This is a genomic window from Acinetobacter sp. ANC 3781 (assembly GCF_004331285.1).
In the GTDB taxonomy this organism is placed as follows: domain Bacteria; phylum Pseudomonadota; class Gammaproteobacteria; order Pseudomonadales; family Moraxellaceae; genus Acinetobacter.
Genome location: NZ_SJOH01000005.1, coordinates 1 through 21,196, shown reverse-complemented (window position 1 = coordinate 21,196; position 21,196 = coordinate 1). Strand labels below are relative to the sequence as shown.

Below are 21,196 nucleotides of genomic sequence, written 5' to 3'. Positions count from 1 at the left end.
ACAGTAGATCGAAACAAAGGCTTATAAAAGAAGCACAAATAATTTCAAAAAAATAACGCGAAATTTAAGCATAATTTCACAATGATTGCAGAGTTTTTCGCAACTGAAATAAAAATAGACAGCTAAAGCTGTCTATTTCATATAAAAAATTGAAAGTTTATGGATTACGACCCATCACGCCACGAATGGTATTCATGATATCCGCAGGCAACACCACAGTTTTGGCGTTATTCGATTTCGCCATGTCTTGCATGGCTTTGACATACTGTTCACCGAGCAAGTAAGCCACCGGAATTTCTTTATCACCGACCGCAGAGGTCACCATTTCAATGGCACGTTGTGATGATTCAGCCAAGACTACTTGTGCTTCAGCATCACGACGCGAAGCTTCCAACCGGCCATCTGCTTCTAAAATAGCAGCCTGTTTTTCACCATCTGCTCGGGTCACGGTCGCACGGCGCTGACGTTCGGCCGCTGCTTGCGCTTCCATTGCGGACTGCATGGTAGCTGAAGGTTGAATATCCTGAATTTCAACAGTCTTTAGTGTAATACCCCAATCAGAAATATCATCAGAAATGGCCGCTTTCAATTTGGCCTTAATATGATCACGCGATGACAAAGCATCATCCAGATCCATTTCACCTACGATAGAGCGCAGTGAGGTTTGTACTAGGTTTTGAATTGCCCAGGTATAGTTTTCAATACCATACACTGCTTTTTCCGGAGTGGTGATATTGATATAGGCCATGGCATTCATCAGTAAAACCGCATTATCACGGGTAATCACTTCCTGAGAAGGAATATCCATCACAATGTCTTTGGTGGTGACTTTATATGCAACTTCATCAACATAAGGAATCACAAAATTGAGACCCGGTGTTAGCGTGGTATGGTATTTACCCAGACGTTGTACAATCCATTTATAACCTTGAGGAACAATGCGCACCCCTTTAAAAATAGTAACGCCTGCAAAAACCAGGATAGCTAAAACAATAATAGATCCGCCAGACATGTCATTTCCTCACTTTATATATTTTCATTATTTGAATGATGTGGCTTGACCACAAGTTCATTACCTAAAATATCGACCACGCGCACGCGATCTCCAACACGTACAGGTTCTAAGCTACGGCAGTTCCACTCGTCAGAACCCAAAACCGGCATAGGGAAACGGACGGTAATCAGGTCATGTTCCATATGAATTTGAATGACCATGCCGACTTGACCAATGGTGGCCTCGCGGGATAAACCGGCTTTGGTTTTATCGGTTGAAAGCGGTTTAATAAACTTAAACCAAAGTAATGTGCAAAGTATGGATAAAACAATCCAGATGACGAGTTGAGTGGTAAAGCCCATCATCGGGAACAGCCACAGTAAAACACCCACCATGATGGCTGCAATGCCAAACCATAGTGCAGCAAAAGCGGGCAATACTAATTCAGAGAGAATGAGTAAAACACCCAGTACAAACCAATGCCAAGGTTCGAAAGCAAATTCCATACATCTACTCGTGTATTGTTAAAATTGATATAGATAACCAAGCGTCTATATCAATTTAGCAGATGAGTAAGTCTTTGAATATTAAAAAAGCATCTTTTTTAAATTTTGGCTTTTGGTGCAGCTTTGAACGCTGCTGGAGATTTTTTGAAATCGGCAATGGCTTTGTCAATCGCGATGATTTTCAGTTGGGCGGCTTTTTCACCTTCCAGAATCGACTGGTTGCTGGCTTTTAAATCTAAAGTTCCCAAGTGCCCCACTTTAGGTTGAATCACTACAGTGGCTTGACTGAGTTCTTCATTAATACTTTGTTGTCCCATAATGTTTATGGTTTGGTCGAGCAAACCCCACATGTTTAGGGGTTTGCCACCAACTGGACGTGCAGAAATATCTACCGCAATGACAATATCTGCGCCCATATCCTTGGCTGTTTTCACTGGAATCGGACTGACCAAACCGCCATCGACATATTGTTTTCCACCAATGGTTGCAGGCACAAAGACATTCGGGATACTGCAGGAGGCACGAACCGCCTGACCCGCATTGCCTTTAATAAATTCAGCTTTACGACCGGTGTCCAGACGTGTTGCAACTGCAGCAAAACGAATCGGAAATTGTTCAATCGGCTTGTTGGCAATGTGCTTGTTGACATAGTTTTGCAATTTTTGGCCTTGCACCACGCCTTGACTGTTTAAGGTCAAATCTCGAATGTCAGATTCTTTAAGGGTCAGTGCAATTTGCTGTAATTGATAAGGGGTTTTACCACTGGCATAAATACTTCCGACAAAGCTCCCGGCACTGGTACCGGTGACAATTTTCGGTTTAATGCCATGTGATTCTAAAACTTTCAGTACCCCAATATGGGCAAATCCTTTGGCACCGCCGCCCCCTAAAGCTATCGCAACTACTGGTTCACGTGCTTTTATAGTGGTTGTTTGTGGGGAGGTTTTAGTGGCTTTATCACAGCCAATCAGGCTAAGCGTAAGCAGAGCAATGAAAGAGTATTGCACAAGATTCATAATTAAAGGTGGGCGTTAAATAGACAAAAGTTGCGCACATGACAGCAGATAATGCCTGATTTGGCTAGCTATTTTTTATACGATTTTGTAAGGGCTTGGCCAACCACTGTGGATTTTTCGGAGAAAATTTCCCCACGTATCGGTTCAATATCCGTTCTAAATCCTGTTCATAATTTCCAGTCGGTTGAAACACGCCTAAGCAGTAAATGGTTTTACGGTTGTAATCAAAAGAAAACATCACAATCGGAATATTGGCACCTAGCGCAATACGATAAAAACCACTTCTAAACGATTCAGCCTGTTTGCGTGTTCCTTCAGGCGCCATACCGACCCAGATCTGCTCTTGGGTATCAATGAAGTTAATAATTTGCTGAGTTGTACCTTGCTGAATACTGCGATTGACCGGAATCACACCAATCCATTCCAGTAAGGGTTTCAACGGTGTGTTAAATAAGGTGTGTTTGCCAAAAATGGTAATTTTAATGCCCAGTCCAAGCAGGGCTGTGAAACCATGCCAGGCATCTATATTGGATGTATGTGGCGAAATAATCGCGACGGCTTTAGGCAAGTTAGGAAATTCACCTTCAAAATGCCAGCCTTGGGCAAGAAATATTTTTTTGAAAATCGTTCGGCTTAAGCTGCTACCGCGAGCAGGCACTTGATCGGGCAATGTGGGGAAATGTGCTGACATGGTGATTATCCGCCTCCCTGACAAAAGTTTATCGCGTTTTAAGAATGTTAAGCTTTTGTTAAATAAGATTCATTGGCAAAATGTAAAGCATCATTCAGCTTGCCTGATATAAATAATCAATCCTGTTCTGATCATAAGGGCACTCTATGCCGGGTACACCTAACATTTATATCGTGTTGTTCTCTTTATATTGGGCACAAGGTTTACCTGTGGGTTTTATGACCCACGCCTTACCGGTGATTTTACGTGCTCAAGGTGTGTCACTGGCACATATTGGCGGCTTTGGATTATTGATGTTGCCGTGGTCAATTAAAATTTTTTGGGCACCCTGGGTCGATCGTTTTGGATCTTCCGCTTTGGGACATTATCGCAGTTGGATTATTCCCACCCAGTTACTCAGTGTTGCAGTACTAATCGGCTTATCCTTTTTGCCGATACAAGCTTTAAATCAACCTGAATATTTACTGGCATTTTTTGTGGCTTTACTCAGCATGAATCTGGTCGGTGCCACCCAAGATATTGCAACCGATGGCTTGGCAGTCAATATTCTTAAAAATGAACAGCAGCATTGGGGCAATACTTTTCAGGTGATTGGTTCACGCTTGGGGTTTATTGTTGGTGGTGGTGCGATTTTATGGGCACTGGACTGGCTGGATTGGAAAATCACTTTTTTAGTTTTGGCAGGACTGGTGCTTTTAAATACACTCCCCATTTTATGCTTTAAAGAACCTGTGCGATTCCAGCATATTCAGCAAGTGACTGATAAAGAAGCATTCAGCTGGAAAAAAATTAAAAGTTATCTAAACTATTTTCATCAAAGCCGCAGTCTGACTTTATGGCTGGTCGTACTGGTCACGTTCAAAGTAGCCGATGGTTTGTCAGGTCCTTTACTGAAACCTTTAATGGTGGATATGGGACTGACATTTTCCCAGATTGGTATTTATGTGACCATGCTGGGGGCATTGGCTGCACTTATAGGAGCAGGATTGGCCGGCCTGAGTCTGAAGTACATTTCTCGTGCCAATGCACTGCTTAGTTTTTCTGTTTTAAAAATTTTTAGCTTAGGCGCATACGCATGGTTGGCTTTTCAATATGAAGCACAACAACCAATTAAACCGTGGCTCATTTATGGGATTAATGCCGCTGAAGATATGATTTCAGCCATGTTGCTGGTGGTGATGTTGACTTTGGTAATGCAATACAGCCGCAAAAATTTCGCAGCAACAGATTTTACTTTTCAGGTGGCGTTGATGGCGACGGTCAGTGGGGGACTATATAGCCTAAGCGGAATATTGGGTGATCTGTTAGGTTATGCAGATTATTTAGCCTTCATTACAGTAGTTGCAGTGATCTGCTTATTGCCTGTTCTTAGATGGAAAGCCACGCTGCAATAATGAGATAAAAGCTTTTTAATTCAATTCAATATCTATTTAAAATCTAAGCAATAAAAAAGATAACTTAATAAAATCTAAATCATTTTTTTAAATATTTCTAAACAGTAACATCTGTTACAAAATAACTTAGGGGTATTTAAAATGAAAACCAAAATTGCAGCAGCAATTGCTTTAACTCTACTTGCAGGCGCTACTTTTGCAGCGCCAACCTTCTATGGAGAAGTGGATGCAACTCTAGATTACTTGCCAGAAAACAATGCCAATACAGCAGACCGTGATGTGGTTGAACTCAGTTCAAACAACTCGTTTATTGGTTTAAAAGGTGATGAAAAACTTACAGACCGTTTAAGTGCTTTGTATCAAGCGGAATTTACTTTTTATGTCGATGATGGTGAAAATGGTACAGATGTGTTTGTTCCACGTAATTTATTGATTGGTCTAAAGGACGAAAAGTTAGGGACTTTAAAAGCCGGTAAAATTGATACGCCAGTCAAACAGTTATCTGCAACTGTAGATACCTTTAATAATTACATTGAAAATTCAGCTGATGTAAATGGAATTTTGGCTGGTGAAAACCGGATTGATAATGTTCTTGTATATGAGACACCCGCATTCAAAATTGGTACCGGTAAATTGGAAGCAAAAGCGTTACTGGCAACTGGTGAAGGCGATACCATTAAATCAACGAAAGGCGGCACCAAGGTTGCGGGTCGTGGTCTAGGGGATTCATGGTCTACCTCTATTACCTACACCGATAATCTGTTTGTTGTCGGTCTAGGTTATGACAAAGCGATTCCAAGTCGTTTCAATGGTAAAGGTTTCCTGAATGCGACTTCTACAGAAAATACGCTGGCACTAAATCAGACCATTGAAGCGGATACCATTCGTGCGATTGGTCGTTTAAATTTAGACAGCGGGTTGTCATTAAGAGCACTTTTTCAAACTTCAGATGTAGGCCGTCCAAATGCGAATCCTGCTACAGCTGCTTTAGCAAATACGATTGATGATGCTCAGGGCTGGTTGCTGGGAGCTGAATATAATCTTCCGACTGCAAAGGCCTGGACTGTAAAAGCGCAATACAGCCAAAACACGACAGCCTTTAAATCAAACGCAGTCGATCCGAATGACTTTGAAGCCAAACAAATTCTTGCAGGTCTGGACTATGCATTTAACAAGCAAGTTAAGGCATACGGTTATGCAGGTTATTTAACCCTTGAGCAAGGTTCCAAAGAAGACAAACAACCGGTACTAGGTACAGGTCTAGAATACAGATTCTAATCTGTAGCTAGATTTTAAAAGGTGATGGAAACATCGCCTTTTTTATTATTTTCTTTTATTAAGTGAGTTTTAAGTTTGGCATTTTAGATTAAGACATCAGTAAAAAGATTAGCCAGCAATCATGTCAAATATAATCAGTCCAATACGCAATAAGATAAAGCCGATTTCATTAAGCCAGTTTAATTTATTGCTGGCGATTTGGTTGGGTATGGTTCTTAATTTTGCTTTTTTTCAAAAAATACAAAATTTAACGCCTTACCAAGGCCCTAAAGCCTATTTATTTTTAATGGCAACCGTATTGGTGATTGTTGCAGCCTATAACTTCATTTTTCAACTGATCCAATGGAAATGGAATGCAAAAATATTTGCTTATGTATTGCTTTTCATTGGTGGTTTTACTGCATATTTTGTGAATAGCCTGGGCGTGGTGATTTCACCTGAACAAGTTCAGAATATGATGCAAACCGATGCACGTGAAGTCCGGGGCTTATTGTCTTTACGCTTTGTACTGTGGACAGTGGGCTTTGTGATCTGTCCGCTCATTTTGGTTGCTTTGGTTCGTATCAAGCCTGAAGTTTTGTTATCTAAAGTCACTAAGAAGCTCATCAATAGCATCGTTTCATTGTTATTAGTAGGCGGGTTGTTATTTCTATTCTATGTGGATTATGCAGCAATCTTTCGTGAACATCGTGATTTAAAAGGCATGATTTCTCCACAAAATACCATCTCATCAACACTTTCTTATTATCATAAATCTAAACCTGCGCAGAATTTGCCTTTAGTGACTTATGGTGATGATGCCCATTTGATTGACCCGGTAAGTAAACAGCATAAACCGAAATTGATGGTCTTAGTGGTCGGTGAAACGGCACGTGCAGAAAGTTTTTCTTTAAATGGCTATGCTAAAAATACCAATCCTGAACTCTCTAAACTGGATATCATTAATTTTAATCAGGTCAGTTCATGCGGTACGGCAACAGCAGTTTCAGTACCTTGTATGTTCTCCGGGATGCCTCGTTCAGATTATGATGCACAACTTGCCAGTCACCGTGAAGGGCTACTCGATATTGCACAGCGAGCAGGTTACAAAGTCACCTGGATAGACAACAATTCAGGTTGTAAAGGGACGTGTAATCGAGTGGAACAGTATCAAATTCCACAACAGTTAAAAGACAAATGGTGTGCCAAAGATGGTGATTGTTATGATGAAATTTTGGTGGATAGCTTAAAAGCTTATCTTGCAGCGATTCCTGAAGCTGACAAAACCCCACGTTTAATTGTCATACATCAAATGGGAAGTCATGGACCTGCTTATTACCAGCGTTCAACACAGAAATTCCAACCGTTTAAACCCAGCTGTAATACCAATGCGATTCAAGGCTGTAGTAGTACAGAATTATTGAACAGTTATGATAATTCGATTGTCTATACCGACCATGTTTTAAGCTCGATTATTCAGGTGTTAAAAGGCAATAACACCCATCAAGCTGGCTTCTGGTATTTATCTGATCATGGTGAATCGACAGGGGAGCATGGTTTATATTTACATGGCTCACCGTATGCCATTGCACCAACGCAACAAACTCATATTCCAATGCTGATGTGGTTTTCACCGGAATGGACTCAGCACAATTCTGCACAAATCGCTTGCTTAGCCAAGCAAAAAAGCAAAGAATTGAGCCAAGATAACTTGTTCCCAAGTCTGCTCAGTTTGTTGGATATTAAAACCCAGGTTATTGATGAACAGAATAATATGCTGCAGCAATGTGAATCAAAAAAGAAAGTGTGAGTTTAAGGCATGACTAAAATATTAATGATTGAAGATGATTTTATGATTGCTGAATCCAGCATGACGTTATTGAAATATCAGCAATTTGATGTGGAATGGGTCAACAATGGGATTGATGGTTTAAAAAAACTGACCCAGGAAAAGTTTGATATTGTTTTGCTCGACCTTGGCTTACCGATGATGGACGGTATGCAAGTGTTAAAACAGATTCGTCAGCAGTGGCCGGCTTTGCCGGTACTGATTATTTCCGCACGTGATCAATTACAAAACCGTGTAGACGGATTGAACAATGGGGCAGATGATTATTTGATCAAGCCCTATGAGTTTGATGAATTGTTGGCGCGTATTCATGCTTTGTTACGCCGTAGTGGCGCAGAATCGGCACTGCAAGACAGTCTGAAAATTTTAAGTTATGGCGATTTAGTTCTGGATGTGGAACAGCATATTGCCAAGTTCAAAGGACAATATATTGATCTCTCCAATCGTGAGTGGGCGATTTTAACTCCTTTGGTCAGTCATCCGAACAAGATTTTTTCTAAAGCCAATTTAGAAGATAAGTTATATGATCTGGATAGCGAAGTAAGTAGTAATACTATTGAGGTCTATGTGCATCATTTGCGTGCCAAATTGGGCAAAGATTTCATTCGTACCATTCGTGGTTTAGGCTATCGACTCGGACAACTATAAGGTTAGCATTTGGTGCAGTCACAGTATTCATTAAAAAAACGCCTGATTATCTATATTTCTGTTTTTAGTATTGCCTTGGGCTGCTTGTTGATTTTTTCAGCTTATCGGATTGCGCTGGAAGAAATTAATGAAGTTTTAGATGCGCAGATGAAAAATTTAGCAGAGCGCGTCGCGGCACATGATCCGGAACCGGTAAAAAGCCAGTTTGATCCCTCCAAGCATTATCATGAAGAAGATCTGTTTGTGGATGTCTGGTCTTATGCACGTCAAGAACATAAAACCCATGCTATAAATTTGCTGCTACATCCGGTTCAGAAAGCAGGATTTTACACCCATAAAACCACCCAAGATATTTGGCATACTTATGTTTTACCTTTAAAAGACTATCAGGTTCAGGTCAGCCAGCAGCAAGCGACTCGGCAGCGTTTGGCACTCGAGCTTGCCGGCAGTATGTTTATTCCCTATTTGTTGTTTATGCCTTTTGTGATTTGGGGCTTAAGCTGGATTATCAGTCGAAGTTTACAGCCACTGGATGACTTTAAAGCTGAATTGGCACAGCGCGACTCAGACGAATTAAGAGCAATACAACTCAATGATTATCCTGCTGAAATTGTACCGACCATTACGGAAATGAATTATTTATTTGAGCGTATTTCATCTTCGCAACAGGAACAGCGACAGTTTATTGCCGATGCCGCACATGAATTACGCACGCCGATTACTGCATTAAACTTACAAATGCAGATCCTGTTAAAACAGTTTCCAGAAGATCACAATTTACAAAATTTAAGTAAGGGGTTAATTCGGATTCAACATCTGGTCAGCCAGTTACTTAATCTGGCCAAACAGGATGCTTCAATTCTGGAGGTGGAAAGCAAGCAGCAATTTTTACTGAATCAGGTCGCAGCCAATTGCGTAGAGCAGTTAATTCACTTAGCCATGCAAAAAGAAATTGATTTGGGGATGGAGCGTCAGGAAGATGTGGTATTGCATAGTCAGGAATCAGCGGTGCATTCGATTATATTTAACCTGATTGATAACGCGATTAAATACACGCCGAATCAAGGGGTGATTAATGTTTCTGTATTTGAACAAGATAGTTTTGCCGTGGTTCAAGTCGAAGATAGTGGCCCGGGGATTGCCCCCGAGTTACACCAGCAGATTTTGAAACGTTTTTATCGGATTCATCATCATTTAGAAATGGGTAGCGGTTTAGGTCTTTCTATTGTCGATAAAGCCACGGAACGGTTAGGCGGCAGCATTTCTTTTTCAACAAGTGCCAGTCTGGGCGGTTTACAGGTGAGTGTGCAATTGCCGCTGACCAGACCAATTTAAAAAATCCATCACTCTGGAGAAGATGAAGGAGTGGAAAAATGCTTGTAATTGAAAAAATAAAAAACCACATTAACCAGCCAGATAATCCATGCTGTCCACAGGTTATGACTAAGAAAATGTGCTCCACGCATCATCTGTGCCCAACCCATGGCAAATCCTAAAATACATCCCGAGATTAGAAAAAAGTAGGCGCGTTTTTTATCAGATTGGCGAAACACCGCATAGCCTGCCATAAGCGCAAAACCTGTAGAGGCATGACCACCCGGAAAACAATGTCCTTGGGTGGCTGAAAAATCCCAAAAGAAGCCTTGCGATGTGGGAATCGTGATATTCCAGGGGCAAGCGTGGGCGGATTGAGATTTTAACAATCCAATGATCGAAGTTGAAAGAATGACCATACAAAAGAAATAGCCATAGGTCCAGCGTAGCGGTTTTAATTTTTCAACTTTGAACGAAGCCAGCCATATAATAAAAAAACTGGCATAGACCAAAATGATCAGGTCTTTGACATAACGGTGATTCAGTTCAGCTAAATACCAGTTATCACGCAATAAGAATTTCCCTGATTCACTTACCCAAGGATGAATCAGGGCAAGGTCCAGTGATCCACCGACTGGAAAGAAGACCCAAAGCATGCAAAAACTGATGACCAAGAAACAGCCTTGATAGAGGAGGAAGCGTTGCTTGTCGTGCATAAAAAAGATCGATTGATTTTATTTCAGCGATTACACCAAGCAAAACTTAATCTAGACTTAAGTGATGGCTGAATAGCGGACTAAATTCTTAGAAAATCGGATGAGGGTGCAAAATAATTTTGTGCCCAATGCTGATAAGCATATTCAGGAAATAGCATAATCATTCAGGTCTTCAGTGCTACATTAGCCCACAAGATCTGTGAGGTATTAATATGACGATTCGTGCTGTTTTATTTGATCTGGATAATACCTTAACCCATCGTGATCAAAGTATTTTGGCGTATAGCCAACATCTGGCTCGTACATATCAGCATCAATTACCGCATGCTGAGATCAGCCAGATTCAGTCGATTATTCGCCGTATTGATAATGGTGGTTATCCCCAAAAAGAGCTGTTAACCCATCCGAGTATTGCGGCTTCCGTGGCATATGCGCTGCAACAAGAACTGACGTGGAGCAGTCTGCCGGACTTGGATGAACTCACTCAGTTCTGGTTTCAGCAATTTGGATTGTCCGCTGTTGCCATGCCAGGCGCAAATCATCTGTTGTCCGATCTAAAACAACAGGGTTATAAACTGGCAGTCATTTCCAATGGTGGACATGCCACGCGTTTAACCATTTTGCAAGGCTTGGGTTTTAGTCATTATTTTAATGAAATTGTCAGTTCTGAATTGGTCGGGATGAGTAAACCGAATCCTGAAATTTTTCTGCATACCAGCCGTCAATTGGCTGTTGAGCCGCAACATTGTCTTTTTATTGGTGATCATCCAGTAAATGATATACAAGGCGCCACCCATGCCGGCATGCAGGCTGTATGGTTGAAAGGGTTTCATGAGGTTGAAGGTCAGCAGCCAAAGCATACGATTCAAAATTTAGCTGAAATTAAGCAATATTTATAATAGTCCTTGTTACTTATCTATTATTAGAAATAGAAGTGACATTTATAGAGATAAAAAAAGCGACTCTTTCGAGTCGCGCTGAAAATCGTATTAAGTTTAAAAGCAGGTTTAAAGATCAGGTTTAAAAATCAGTTTAAAAAATAGTTTCTTCTGAATTGGCTGAAATTTTGTGGATAGATAAGTCTGCACCCCGAAATTCATCTTCTTGGGATAAACGGATGCCCATGGTGATTTTGAGTGCACCGTAAACCAGAAAGCCGCCAGTAAGTGCAATCGAGATTGCCAGGAGTGTCCCAATGATTTGGGAAATCATGGAAACATTGCCTAAACCGCCTAACCATTGTTGTCCGAAGACACCCACGGCCAAGCCACCAAATGTTCCACATACGCCGTGTAATGGCCAAACACCCAAGACGTCATCGACTTTAAGTTTATTTTGCGTATAGGTAAAGAGTTTCACGAAGATCATACCTGCAACTGCTCCAATTATAAGCGCTCCAACCGGATGTACCACATCAGAACCTGCACAGATGGCCACCAAGCCTGCCAAAGGACCATTGTGTAAAAAGCCCGGGTCATTTTTACCCATGAAGTTGGCAGCCAGTGTTCCACCGACCATCGCCATGAGTGAGTTAATCGCAACCAGACCTGAAATGGCATCCAGACGTTGCGCGCTCATCACGTTAAAACCAAACCAGCCGACGATTAAGATCCAGGAACCTAAAGCCAGAAACGGAATGGAAGAAGGAGGGTGTGCGCTCACTCTGCCATCTTTTTTATAACGGCCATAACGCGCACCAAGTAAAAGCACTGCCACTAAAGCAATCCATCCGCCCATCGCATGCACCACCACAGAACCGGCAAAGTCATGGAAACTTGCACCAAATGTGCTTGCTAACCATTTTTGCAGTCCCAAGTTGCCATTCCAGGCAATGCCTTCAAAAAAAGGATAGATCAAGGCGACCAATAATAAGGTAGCAATCGCTTGGGAACGCATTTTGGCACGTTCAGCAATACCGCCAGAAATTATGGCAGGAATAGCCGCAGCAAAAGTCAGCAGGAAGAAACAACGCATCAGGTTATAGCCATGATCCGCAGCTAAGGTTGCGCCAATATGGAAAAAATGTTGTCCATAAGCAATGTAATAGCCAACAAAAAAGTAGGCGATGGCTGAAATGGAGAAATCAGTCAGAATTTTGCTGAGTGCATTGACCTGGTTTTTGTGTCGTACTGTGCCCAGCTCCAAAAATGCAAAACCTGCATGCATGGCTAAAACTAAAACCGCACCAAGAAGGAGAAAGAGTAAATCTATATTTTGCATATTTTAGCCCCATTTTAGTGCTGTTTTTCACAAAAAGAAGATCAGTATATCGAGGCTTAGGAATTGAGGAAGAGCTTTGAAAAAGGGAAATATTGATAATTCATGCAAAAAAATGCTTAAGACTCGATATAAAGCAAAGTATGATTTTTAGATGTATTTCATGCACCAATTTAAGGCAAACGATTTAAATTAAAGTATATATAAATATATGATTACTAAATTAAATTTAGGACTTGTGATTTTGTCTATTTTTTCGGCTTTTTCTCTTGGCACTGAATAGTGGCAATGTTATTGATCTAAAATATTAAAAATAATTTAAAGATAAAGTAAGCAATACATTTTGATGAAGCAGTTTTAGCTGTTTTTATCAGCAATTATGGTGCGTTTTGAAAAATTACTCTGATTTGAAATTTGCAAAATCTAAAGGAAAGATGAGCGAGATAAAAATGAAGTAGGGGAAACTGAATTTATTTAAAGCAAATAAGGTGAATAATTAAACGATATTGGATACAAAACCTATAACGAAATGGTAGTTTTAGTTTTGCGTTCAAAGTGTTAACTCTAGAAGATAAGTCTTCATTTTATATTATATTTTAGGATTTAATAATGAAGCGGAGTATGCTTGCGGTAATGGCATTGGTTGGGTTTAATTATTCATTTGCAGCAGAAGGCACACTGTTTGACTGGGGTTATGCAAAACAGACTGCACCGGCACAATGGGGCAAGATTAAGCCTGAATATCAAGCCTGTGAAGGAGTCAATCAAGCACCTATTAATATTGATCAAACCATATCGGCAAAACTACCGGCTTTAAAATTAAATTACAGTTCAAAAGCGGATACGATTATTAATAATCATCGGACTGTGCAAATTAATTTTGCCGAAGGCAATACCCTGGAATTAGATCATAAACTTTTTCATCTCAAACAATTTCATTTACATAGTCCAAGCGAAAATACCATTAAAGGCAAAAGCTTTGCCATGGAAATGCATTTGGTACATGCCACTGAACAAGGCGAGTTAGCCGTTATTGCTGTGATGTTTGATGAAGGTCAGGAAAATAAAAAACTGAAACAACTCTGGAAAGAATTGCCGAAAAAAGCAGGCAATGCGGTACAGTTGAAACATCAAGATTTAGCCGCTGCCTTCTTACCTGAAAAATTAGATTATTATCGTTTTAATGGTTCGCTCACTACGCCACCGTGTTCTGAAGGCGTACGCTGGATTGTGCTTAAAGATATTCAACAAGCTTCGAAACAACAAATCAAGGCATTTTCAAGTTTGCTGGAACATCCGAATAACCGGCCGGTACAGCCGACCAATGCACGCTTGGTGCTTGAATAATTTTTTCCCCATAAAAAAAGCAGATCTTATGATCTGCTTTTTAAATATGTTCAGGTTTAATGCAAAATTTTATTCAGGAACTGCTGAGCGCGTTCGCCACGCTGGGTATTAAAGAATTCATCTTTAGTACAGTCTTCTACAATTTTCCCCTGATCCATAAAGATTACCCGGTTAGCCACCTGACGTGCAAAGCCCATTTCATGCGTGACACACATCATGGTCATGCCTTCTTTGGCCAGTCCCACCATCACGTCTAAAACTTCGGTAATCATTTCAGGGTCAAGTGCCGAGGTCGGTTCATCAAACAGCATGGCAATTGGATCCATACTCAACGCACGGGCAATGGCAACCCGTTGTTGCTGTCCACCGGAAAGTTGTGCAGGAAATTTATCCGCCTGAGCACTCAGTCCAACCCGATCTAGATATGCCAAACCTTTTTTCTTGGCTTCGGCTTCAGAACGTCCCAAAACTTTAATCTGGGCAATGGTTAAATTTTCAGTAATGGTTAAATGTGGAAATAACTCAAAATGCTGAAACACCATACCGACACGACTGCGCAATAGGTTTAAATTGGTTTTCGGGTCTTTAATCGAAATGCCATCTACCATAATAGTGCCTTGCTGAAAGGCTTCCAGACCATTCACCGTTTTAATCAGGGTCGATTTCCCCGAACCCGAAGGACCACAGACCACCACCACTTCACCTTGACGAATTTGCGTTGTACAATCTGTGAGTACCTGAAATTTATCGTACCATTTACTCACGTTCTGAATGTCGATCATCACTTTGTTATCATTCATACGTGTAACCTTCTTTGTAATTTTTTAACAGCATACGTGGCCAAAAGACTAATGGTGAAATATACCAGCCCTGCAAATAAAATGTACTGGGTCAGTAATGACATCAGGTCACCACGGACATAGTTGGTTCTGAAAAAGTCCAGTAAACCGATGGCATAGACCATGGTTGAATCCTGAAATAAGATAATGGTTTGTTGCAGTAGCAAAGGCGTCATTTTACGAAAGGCTTGCGGCAAGATAATGAGTCGCATAGATTGCCCATAACTCATGCCTAAAGCCGAAGCTGCAGCGGATTGTCCGCGCGGAATCGACTGAATGCCGGCACGTACAATTTCAGAAAAATAAGCTGCTTCAAATAGCATAAAGGCAACAATGCTGGAGACCAATGCGGTATCAATGGTCAGGTAATTTCCCGTAACTGCGGTATAAATAAAAGGCACCGCGAAGTAGAACCACATCAATACCAGCAGTAAAGGAATGGAACGAAACAGGTTTACGTAGCCTTGTGCAATCCAGTTCAACACTTTAATGGAAGATAAACGCATTAAAGCCAAAATGGTGCCAATCAGAATACCACCGACGGTTGCAATACAGACCACTTTTAAAGTGATACTAAAGCCATGCCATAAGGCAGGACCAGACAGTTGTAAGTCATTTAAAAATGCAGAGAGCCATTCCATTATTTACCTCCTGCAATTAAACCGGGTACATATAAGCGTTTTTCCAGCAGGGTCATCGCAGAGATTAAACACACGTTAATCACAATGAAAATTACGGTCACAATGGTGTAAATTTCAATGGTATTTTGCGTGTATTCACTGATGGTTTTCATTTGGGAAATAATTTCTGCAACTCCCACCAGTGAAGCAACGGAAGTATTTTTTACACAGTTGGTCAGCTCTGAACTGAGCGGTGGCAAAATGGTACGAAAGGACTGCGGTAAAATTACATAGCGATAGAGCTGAGCAGTACTAAAACCCATGGCATAGCCGGCATTCACCTGGCCGACCGGCAAGGCTTCAATGCCTGTACGTACCTGTTCACAGACCCGTGCAGCGGTGAATAAACCCAAACCGACACTGGCTGAAATCAGGGCTGTGGTGTTGGCACCCAGGTCATTGATCCACCAGTCGCGAATGACTGAGGGTAAAAAGTTGGGAACCACATAAAACCAGATAAATAATTGAATCAGCAAGGGTATATTTCGGAAAATAGTGACATAGCCTGTACCAATGGCGCGTGCAGTTTTATTTGGCAAGGTCCGCATGATGCCCAGAATACTGCCCAAAACCATGGCAATGCTCCACGCGACAAGGGCAATCACCAACAACCAGCCCAGACCCACTAAAACCCATTGCAAATAGGTACTATCACCGACCCCTGTGGATTGCCACAAAACACTCCAATTCCAACTATAATTCATAGTGACTCCACCGAAGAATCAGGTAAAAATCCATATTTACCTGATCTTGAAAGTATGTTGTTTTAAAGTTTATTGATCGCGATCGTGCGGTGTAGCAATTAACGCTTTAAGCTGATCTGACATTTTGAAGTTTAGATTAATATTTTTTGGTGGAATCGGTTGCTGGAACCATTTTTCATACATTTTATTGATTTCACCGGAACTATACGTGGCTTTAATCGCATCATCGACCACTTGTTTAAAACCGGTGTCACCTTTACGCAGCATACAGCCATAAATTTCGTGAATTGGGGCTGTACCGACAATTTCCCACTTATTTGGATCAGCGGCTTTAGATTTTTCACCGGCAAGTAGGATGTCATCCATCATAAAGGCAGCGGCACGTCCGTTTTGTAGCATCAGGAACGATTCAGCATGGTCTTTGGCAGAAATAATTTCACCAATCCCGAGTTCCTGCTGATGCTGACGGATATAACGCTCAGAGGTTGTTCCGGCTGTAGTAACCAGTTTTTTGCCTTTTAGATCCGTAAAATCTTTCACCCCAGAATTTTTGGCGGTAAGCAGACGAGAACCGACTTCAAAGAAACCTACAGAGAAATCGACCTGTTGCTGACGTTCCTTGTTGTTGGTGGTTGAGCCACATTCCAAATCGACCGTGCCATTTGAAACCAGCGGAATACGGTTTTGGCTGGTCACCAGGTTATAGCGAATTTTTAAGTCCGGCATATTCAGTTTTTGTTTAACAGCATCGACCACTTTTAATTGCAGGTCATGCGCATAACCGACCGGTTGATTTGGATTGTTTGCAATATAAGAGAACGGAATAGAGGAATCGCGATAGCCCAGCACAATGGTGCCAGATTTTTTGATTTTATCGAGGGTACCTGAAGTGGCAGCATCGGTACTGGTTCCCGCTGCCTTTTCACCCGATGTTGGAGCTTTATTATCACTACAAGCACTCAGACCAAGCATGAGCGCGCTTGCACAAAGTAGGGATGTTACGCTGCGTTTATGTGTCATCTATAAAACTCCTTTTTTATTTCATTATCATCAAGTGCTGAATTGTGGGTGGAACGCCACCGGTTTATATGCAAAAGATGTTTTCTTTTATGTATATACATACATCAGATTTCATCTTAAGCGAGTTTTGAACAATTGCTCAAGCAAAATTTTGGCAGAATTTGTTAATGATAAATATTGAGGAAATAACCAGTTTTTAGGTCAAAAGCTGTATAGCACGTGACTTTAACTGCAGCAGAAAACATGCCAGATTGAGTCTGATTTTCAGACTCACGACTAAAGTTTAACAGGGCTTCATTTGAGCAAAAGACAAAAGTATTTAGTTTTTATACTATTTTATCTTATCATTTGATCATTCATGGCTTTGGCCCAGCGGCAGCATTGGCAACGTGAACATTGCTGATCGGGCTTGGAAATATAATCGACATAACCGCAGTACATACAGGCATAATAGGTTTCTGATTCTACCTGCTTGACTTCCTTATATTTTTTAGGAAAAAGGGGTAGACCATAACGTACTTCCTCAGGTTTGAACAACAAAATACTAAATTCGCCGTCGGTTTCCAGCAAGCCGACACGTACCTGACCCAAATGTTCGATGCCTTGCTGACGCATTTCAGCAAAGAATTCATCATGCGACATTTTTCCGCGTTTAATCTTGTCCAGAATCAGCATGCCATCTTCCACAATATACAGCGATGTTCCTTCAATCAAGTCTTCAAAAGGCTGGTATTTCATCATCAGCCAGGTGGTCAGACGATAAAGTATGATCACAATACTCATGATCAGCAGGGCTTGAATCAGCGGCAGGTCTTCAGTGAACATCGGGTCACCGGCAATGGAACCGAGTGATAAAATAATGGTCAGCTCAAAAATGGACAGTTGCCGGATACCGCGTTTCCCGGTTAGGCGCAGAAAGATCATGATCATGCTAAACATAAGTACTACGCGTATGGTGATTTCTGCGGCAAATGTCCAGGTGGTGTCATGAATAAAGATAGTTGCCCAATCCATCAATGTTGTTCCTTTCTATAATTGGTTCATCATTCTTCTTATACTATGCCTGAGTAGAGCAGGGCGTATGTTTATATTTAGGTAAAGAACCGCCAGTATTTTAGTAACTTACTGAATTTAAAGTCACTAGGTTTATGCAATAAAAAAATGAATAATCTAATAACTAAATGTGCACTTTTAACTTTTGCCTAGCTTTAGACTACTTGCTGTTATCTGTCATTGAGTCAGGAATATTGCTATAGTTTTTCTTTTGCTTTTTTCTTTCCTATGTCTTTCGATTTAAAAATCACAGTTCAGCCAGATGCAGAGCTTTCTCCACAACAAAAAAAGCTGAATCGTCTGATTGAAAAAATTGAACAGCAAAAAATACACCTGGCAGCTTGGGAAAAAGCTCAAAACGATATTCAGCAATATGCACGTCAAACTTTGGTGCCGGTTTATAACGAATTACACACTGTATTGTTTAAGCAGCTTGAACAATTATGGAAATATTTACATGGCAGTGATTTTTCAAAAGCGGAAGTCATGCAGCTTGATGAAAAAATCCAACACCTTGCAGCATATTTAAAAGATTCAAAAGCCTTGTCAGCGCAACAAGCCCATACAGTCGAAGAAATTGATACCTTTTACCAGCAACATACAGAACATACCAACGCGAAGAAAACCAAGAAAAAGCCTTTCGTTGAAACAGATTCTAAATTTGAAGATACTGATTCAGATGAAGAGGAAACAGCATTTGATCCCTTCGATGAATGGGATAGTACACAGCACGAACAGCAACGTGAACAAGCCAAACTTAAAAAACAACAAGAGAAGCGCGAGCAAGCTGAGAAAATGGCAGAGCAGTCTTTAAAAACTGTTTATTTAAAAATTGCTGCCATTATTCACCCTGACCGTGAACAGGATGAAAGCAAGAAACTTGAAAAAACTGAAATGTTGCAATATGCCAATGCCGCTTATGAGCAGCAGGATTTGTTTTATTTACTCAAGTTGCAGATACAGATTGAGCAGAATAGAGGGGCAGTGCAAAAAGGTTTAAGTGCAGATCAAATCAAGTTTTATAAATTGGCACTTGATGCACAAAGTCAAAAACTTGATGATGAAATAAATGAAATTATTGATTCATTGGTTTGGTCAGAGAATGCCAAAATTGCAGTGCAAAAGTCCAAAGGAAAGGTTCAAATTTCGGATTTGTATAAGCAAATCGATGCCGACACAGCAGCCATTAAACAGCAAGTGAAATGGGAAAAGGAACGGCTTAAATATATGAGTCGGGTGAAAGGGTTGGAGATGTTGTTGGAGAATAGAGTACTTTAATGCTTTTCTCCCTCTCCCTTTTGGAGAGGGTTTCGGCACCGATGATAAATTAGAACTGAATATCGTTATCAGATAATATTTCTAATAGATCAGGATCATTATTGATGAATGTTCTCCAAAACCCTGAAAAAGGATAATTAGGTTTTGTCATATTTATGATTTTTTCAATAGCCTGATTCAATTCAAATTCTGTATAACGATCCTTATTAATTAAGAGTTCAAATCTAATTTGCCAAAGGTAACCATATTCCTTATGGATTTCTAGAATTAGGGTTGAATGACTAACATTTTGAGGACCATTATTAGAATTGTTATAACATTGGTTTAACAAAGCTATAGTTTTCTCAGTTAAAGCATGTATTTCTAGTTCAGTTGAACATGCATTCTTTATTGTAACTGTACCATTTGGAACGACAGGAGGATAATACTCAATTTTATCAGCAACATTATAGTCATTGCTACAGCAATCAAGAAGTTCTCGATGTCTTGCCCCTTTAATACCATTACAATGAGAACAGGCATAATATAGATTTTCCCATTCGATCTTTAAGTCGTTGTCTTGGTTTAAATGGGGAACAAAATGTTCAATATTCACATTGCCAAAATCTTTCATCTCACAAATATAACATTTTGAAAAAAAATCTCTTTTCAATTGTTTCACCACAGCAGAGTCTCTATAGTTTTTATTTTCCCAATCTTCAGGTTTATCTGATCGTGTAACTTTAAACATCAAGATCTCCTAGTTCTTGATTGTCTAATAAATGATTTAATGCTTTGAAGTAAAAAGACTTAGATTCAACATCAAGTTGTTTAGCAAAAGGAGTAATTTTTCTTAATATATTTCTAAGCTCTTCAAAATTATTTGCTTCATGATTTAAAATTCTAGCTATATCTTTAATTTCGGCTTGTAGTTGTTCGGATTGTGCATCGACATGGAATAAACCTTTAACTACAGATTCATAAGAATATCGGCTTAAATCCTCTTCATAAAAATCACCACTAGAAATATCATAAACTACAGTATCATTATCTGTTGAAGTGATAACAAAAGGAGAATGTGTACTTACTATAAATTGAATTTTAGGGAAGGCTTTAGTTAAAAATGGCATAACTTTTTTTTGAAGTGAAATATGTAAATGAACATCAATTTCATCAATTACTACTATTCCAAATAGTTCAGTTGGATCTATACTTGCAAGCTTTGTTCTCATTAAAAGACTAGAGTAAATTTTAAAAATAGCTTGTAAACCTGAAGAGAGATTATTCATGTTAAAGTGTTTTTCACCAGAAATAATTACAATTTTTTTCTGAAACTTATCAAATGAAATTATAGTATTTTTCTCTTCAAAAATATATTTTAAATCACTTTCTACTTTATTAAGCCAGCTGTTTTTTGAGTCTAAATACTCGAATTCTTCATCTGTTATGAGTTTTTTTGTGGGAGTGTTTGATTTAAATTGTGATATTAAGTATTCTTCAAATAAATTATCAAGATCAGAATAAATTGAAATTTCAGTAGAGTCTTTAATTCTTTCTGAAGTTTCTGTTCTTTTTGCATTAAAAAAATTTATAACTAAATTACTAGTATCTTTGCTGAAACAAAAATTATTATCAATTTTAATTGAAACTGATGTGCTGGTAAATTTTTTTATTTGGCTATTTAAATCTTTAAT

Annotated in this window: 21 protein-coding genes; 8 read left to right on the top strand and 13 right to left on the bottom strand. The window is 39.9% G+C overall.

The window, feature by feature from the left end; genetic code table 11:
• Positions 1-157 precede the first annotated feature (157 nt).
• The 4 genes from E0H89_RS04980 to E0H89_RS04965 all read right to left on the bottom strand — a co-directional run bounded on the left by E0H89_RS04980 (position 158) and on the right by E0H89_RS04965 (position 3,207).
• Positions 158-1,012, bottom strand: a complete 855-nt coding sequence (locus E0H89_RS04980) for an SPFH domain-containing protein (RefSeq protein WP_131215045.1) — start codon at positions 1,010-1,012, stop codon at positions 158-160.
• 14 nt (positions 1,013-1,026) lie between these two features.
• Complete coding sequence (locus E0H89_RS04975) at positions 1,027-1,500, bottom strand: NfeD family protein (protein ID WP_131215043.1); 474 nt, start codon at positions 1,498-1,500, stop codon at positions 1,027-1,029.
• Positions 1,501-1,598: 98 nt separating this feature from the next.
• Positions 1,599-2,507 carry a patatin-like phospholipase family protein gene (locus E0H89_RS04970; RefSeq protein WP_502698402.1) on the bottom strand — a complete coding sequence of 303 codons (909 nt, stop codon included), beginning with the start codon at positions 2,505-2,507 and terminating at the stop codon, positions 1,599-1,601.
• 73 nt (positions 2,508-2,580) lie between these two features.
• Entirely contained in the window at positions 2,581-3,207 is a 627-nt protein-coding gene (locus tag E0H89_RS04965; RefSeq protein ID WP_131215039.1) for a lysophospholipid acyltransferase family protein, read from the bottom strand.
• Between the two features lie 146 nt (positions 3,208-3,353).
• Between E0H89_RS04965 and E0H89_RS04960 the strand changes: the two genes are divergently transcribed.
• The 5 genes from E0H89_RS04960 (at position 3,354) to E0H89_RS04940 (ending at position 9,690) form a co-directional block, all read left to right on the top strand.
• Positions 3,354-4,601 (top strand): MFS transporter, encoded by a 1,248-nt coding sequence (locus tag E0H89_RS04960; protein WP_131215037.1) that lies wholly within the window; start codon positions 3,354-3,356, stop codon positions 4,599-4,601.
• 141 nt (positions 4,602-4,742) lie between these two features.
• Positions 4,743-5,879: a porin gene (locus tag E0H89_RS04955; protein ID WP_131215035.1), complete on the top strand. Its 1,137-nt coding sequence runs from the start codon at positions 4,743-4,745 to the stop codon at positions 5,877-5,879.
• Between the two features lie 121 nt (positions 5,880-6,000).
• The gene (locus E0H89_RS04950; protein WP_131215034.1) at positions 6,001-7,668 is read left to right on the top strand and encodes a phosphoethanolamine transferase; all 1,668 of its coding nucleotides are present in this window, start codon (positions 6,001-6,003) and stop codon (positions 7,666-7,668) included.
• Between the two features lie 9 nt (positions 7,669-7,677).
• Positions 7,678-8,355 (top strand): response regulator transcription factor, encoded by a 678-nt coding sequence (locus E0H89_RS04945; protein ID WP_131215032.1) that lies wholly within the window; start codon positions 7,678-7,680, stop codon positions 8,353-8,355.
• Between the two features lie 12 nt (positions 8,356-8,367).
• A complete protein-coding gene (locus tag E0H89_RS04940; RefSeq protein WP_131215029.1) occupies positions 8,368-9,690 on the top strand; it encodes an ATP-binding protein in 1,323 nt (440 codons plus the stop codon).
• A gap of 8 nt (positions 9,691-9,698) precedes the next feature.
• Here E0H89_RS04940 and E0H89_RS04935 read toward each other — a convergent pair whose 3' ends face one another.
• Positions 9,699-10,385, bottom strand: a complete 687-nt coding sequence (locus tag E0H89_RS04935; RefSeq protein ID WP_131215027.1) for a phosphatase PAP2 family protein — start codon at positions 10,383-10,385, stop codon at positions 9,699-9,701.
• 212 nt (positions 10,386-10,597) lie between these two features.
• Between E0H89_RS04935 and E0H89_RS04930 the strand changes: the two genes are divergently transcribed.
• Positions 10,598-11,284, top strand: coding sequence for an HAD family hydrolase (locus E0H89_RS04930; protein ID WP_131215025.1), 687 nt, complete (start codon positions 10,598-10,600; stop codon positions 11,282-11,284).
• Positions 11,285-11,417: 133 nt separating this feature from the next.
• On the opposite strand, the gene E0H89_RS04925 is transcribed toward E0H89_RS04930, so the two are convergent.
• Positions 11,418-12,605: an ammonium transporter gene (locus E0H89_RS04925; protein ID WP_131215023.1), complete on the bottom strand. Its 1,188-nt coding sequence runs from the start codon at positions 12,603-12,605 to the stop codon at positions 11,418-11,420.
• Between the two features lie 606 nt (positions 12,606-13,211).
• On the opposite strand from E0H89_RS04925, the gene E0H89_RS04920 reads away from it, so the two are divergent.
• Positions 13,212-13,949 (top strand): carbonic anhydrase, encoded by a 738-nt coding sequence (locus E0H89_RS04920; protein ID WP_131215021.1) that lies wholly within the window; start codon positions 13,212-13,214, stop codon positions 13,947-13,949.
• Positions 13,950-14,005: 56 nt separating this feature from the next.
• On the opposite strand, the gene E0H89_RS04915 is transcribed toward E0H89_RS04920, so the two are convergent.
• The 5 genes from E0H89_RS04915 to E0H89_RS04895 form a co-directional block, all read right to left on the bottom strand.
• Positions 14,006-14,731 carry an amino acid ABC transporter ATP-binding protein gene (locus E0H89_RS04915; protein WP_171459134.1) on the bottom strand — a complete coding sequence of 242 codons (726 nt, stop codon included), beginning with the start codon at positions 14,729-14,731 and terminating at the stop codon, positions 14,006-14,008.
• Positions 14,732-14,745: 14 nt separating this feature from the next.
• A complete protein-coding gene (locus tag E0H89_RS04910; RefSeq protein ID WP_131215017.1) occupies positions 14,746-15,429 on the bottom strand; it encodes an ABC transporter permease subunit in 684 nt (227 codons plus the stop codon).
• Complete coding sequence (locus E0H89_RS04905; RefSeq protein WP_131215015.1) at positions 15,429-16,172, bottom strand: amino acid ABC transporter permease; 744 nt, start codon at positions 16,170-16,172, stop codon at positions 15,429-15,431. Before E0H89_RS04905 ends, E0H89_RS04910 begins: the two co-directional genes overlap by 1 nt.
• 69 nt (positions 16,173-16,241) lie before the next feature.
• Positions 16,242-17,192, bottom strand: a complete 951-nt coding sequence (locus tag E0H89_RS04900; RefSeq protein ID WP_131215013.1) for a transporter substrate-binding domain-containing protein — start codon at positions 17,190-17,192, stop codon at positions 16,242-16,244.
• Positions 17,193-17,528: 336 nt separating this feature from the next.
• Complete coding sequence (locus E0H89_RS04895; RefSeq protein ID WP_131215011.1) at positions 17,529-18,206, bottom strand: DUF421 domain-containing protein; 678 nt, start codon at positions 18,204-18,206, stop codon at positions 17,529-17,531.
• A 267-nt stretch (positions 18,207-18,473) separates the two neighbouring features.
• Here E0H89_RS04895 and E0H89_RS04890 point away from each other — a divergent pair, with 267 nt between their 5' ends.
• On the top strand, positions 18,474-19,523 hold the full coding sequence (locus E0H89_RS04890) for a molecular chaperone DnaJ (protein WP_131215009.1): 1,050 nt from the start codon (positions 18,474-18,476) through the stop codon (positions 19,521-19,523).
• 49 nt (positions 19,524-19,572) lie between these two features.
• Here E0H89_RS04890 and E0H89_RS04885 read toward each other — a convergent pair whose 3' ends face one another.
• Together E0H89_RS04885 and E0H89_RS04880 are read right to left on the bottom strand one after the other, a co-directional pair.
• On the bottom strand, positions 19,573-20,253 hold the full coding sequence (locus tag E0H89_RS04885) for an HNH endonuclease (RefSeq protein WP_131215007.1): 681 nt from the start codon (positions 20,251-20,253) through the stop codon (positions 19,573-19,575).
• A partial coding sequence (locus E0H89_RS04880) for an AAA family ATPase (protein WP_131215005.1) occupies positions 20,246-21,196 on the bottom strand: 951 nt, incomplete at its 5' end. The genes E0H89_RS04885 and E0H89_RS04880, both read right to left, overlap by 8 nt.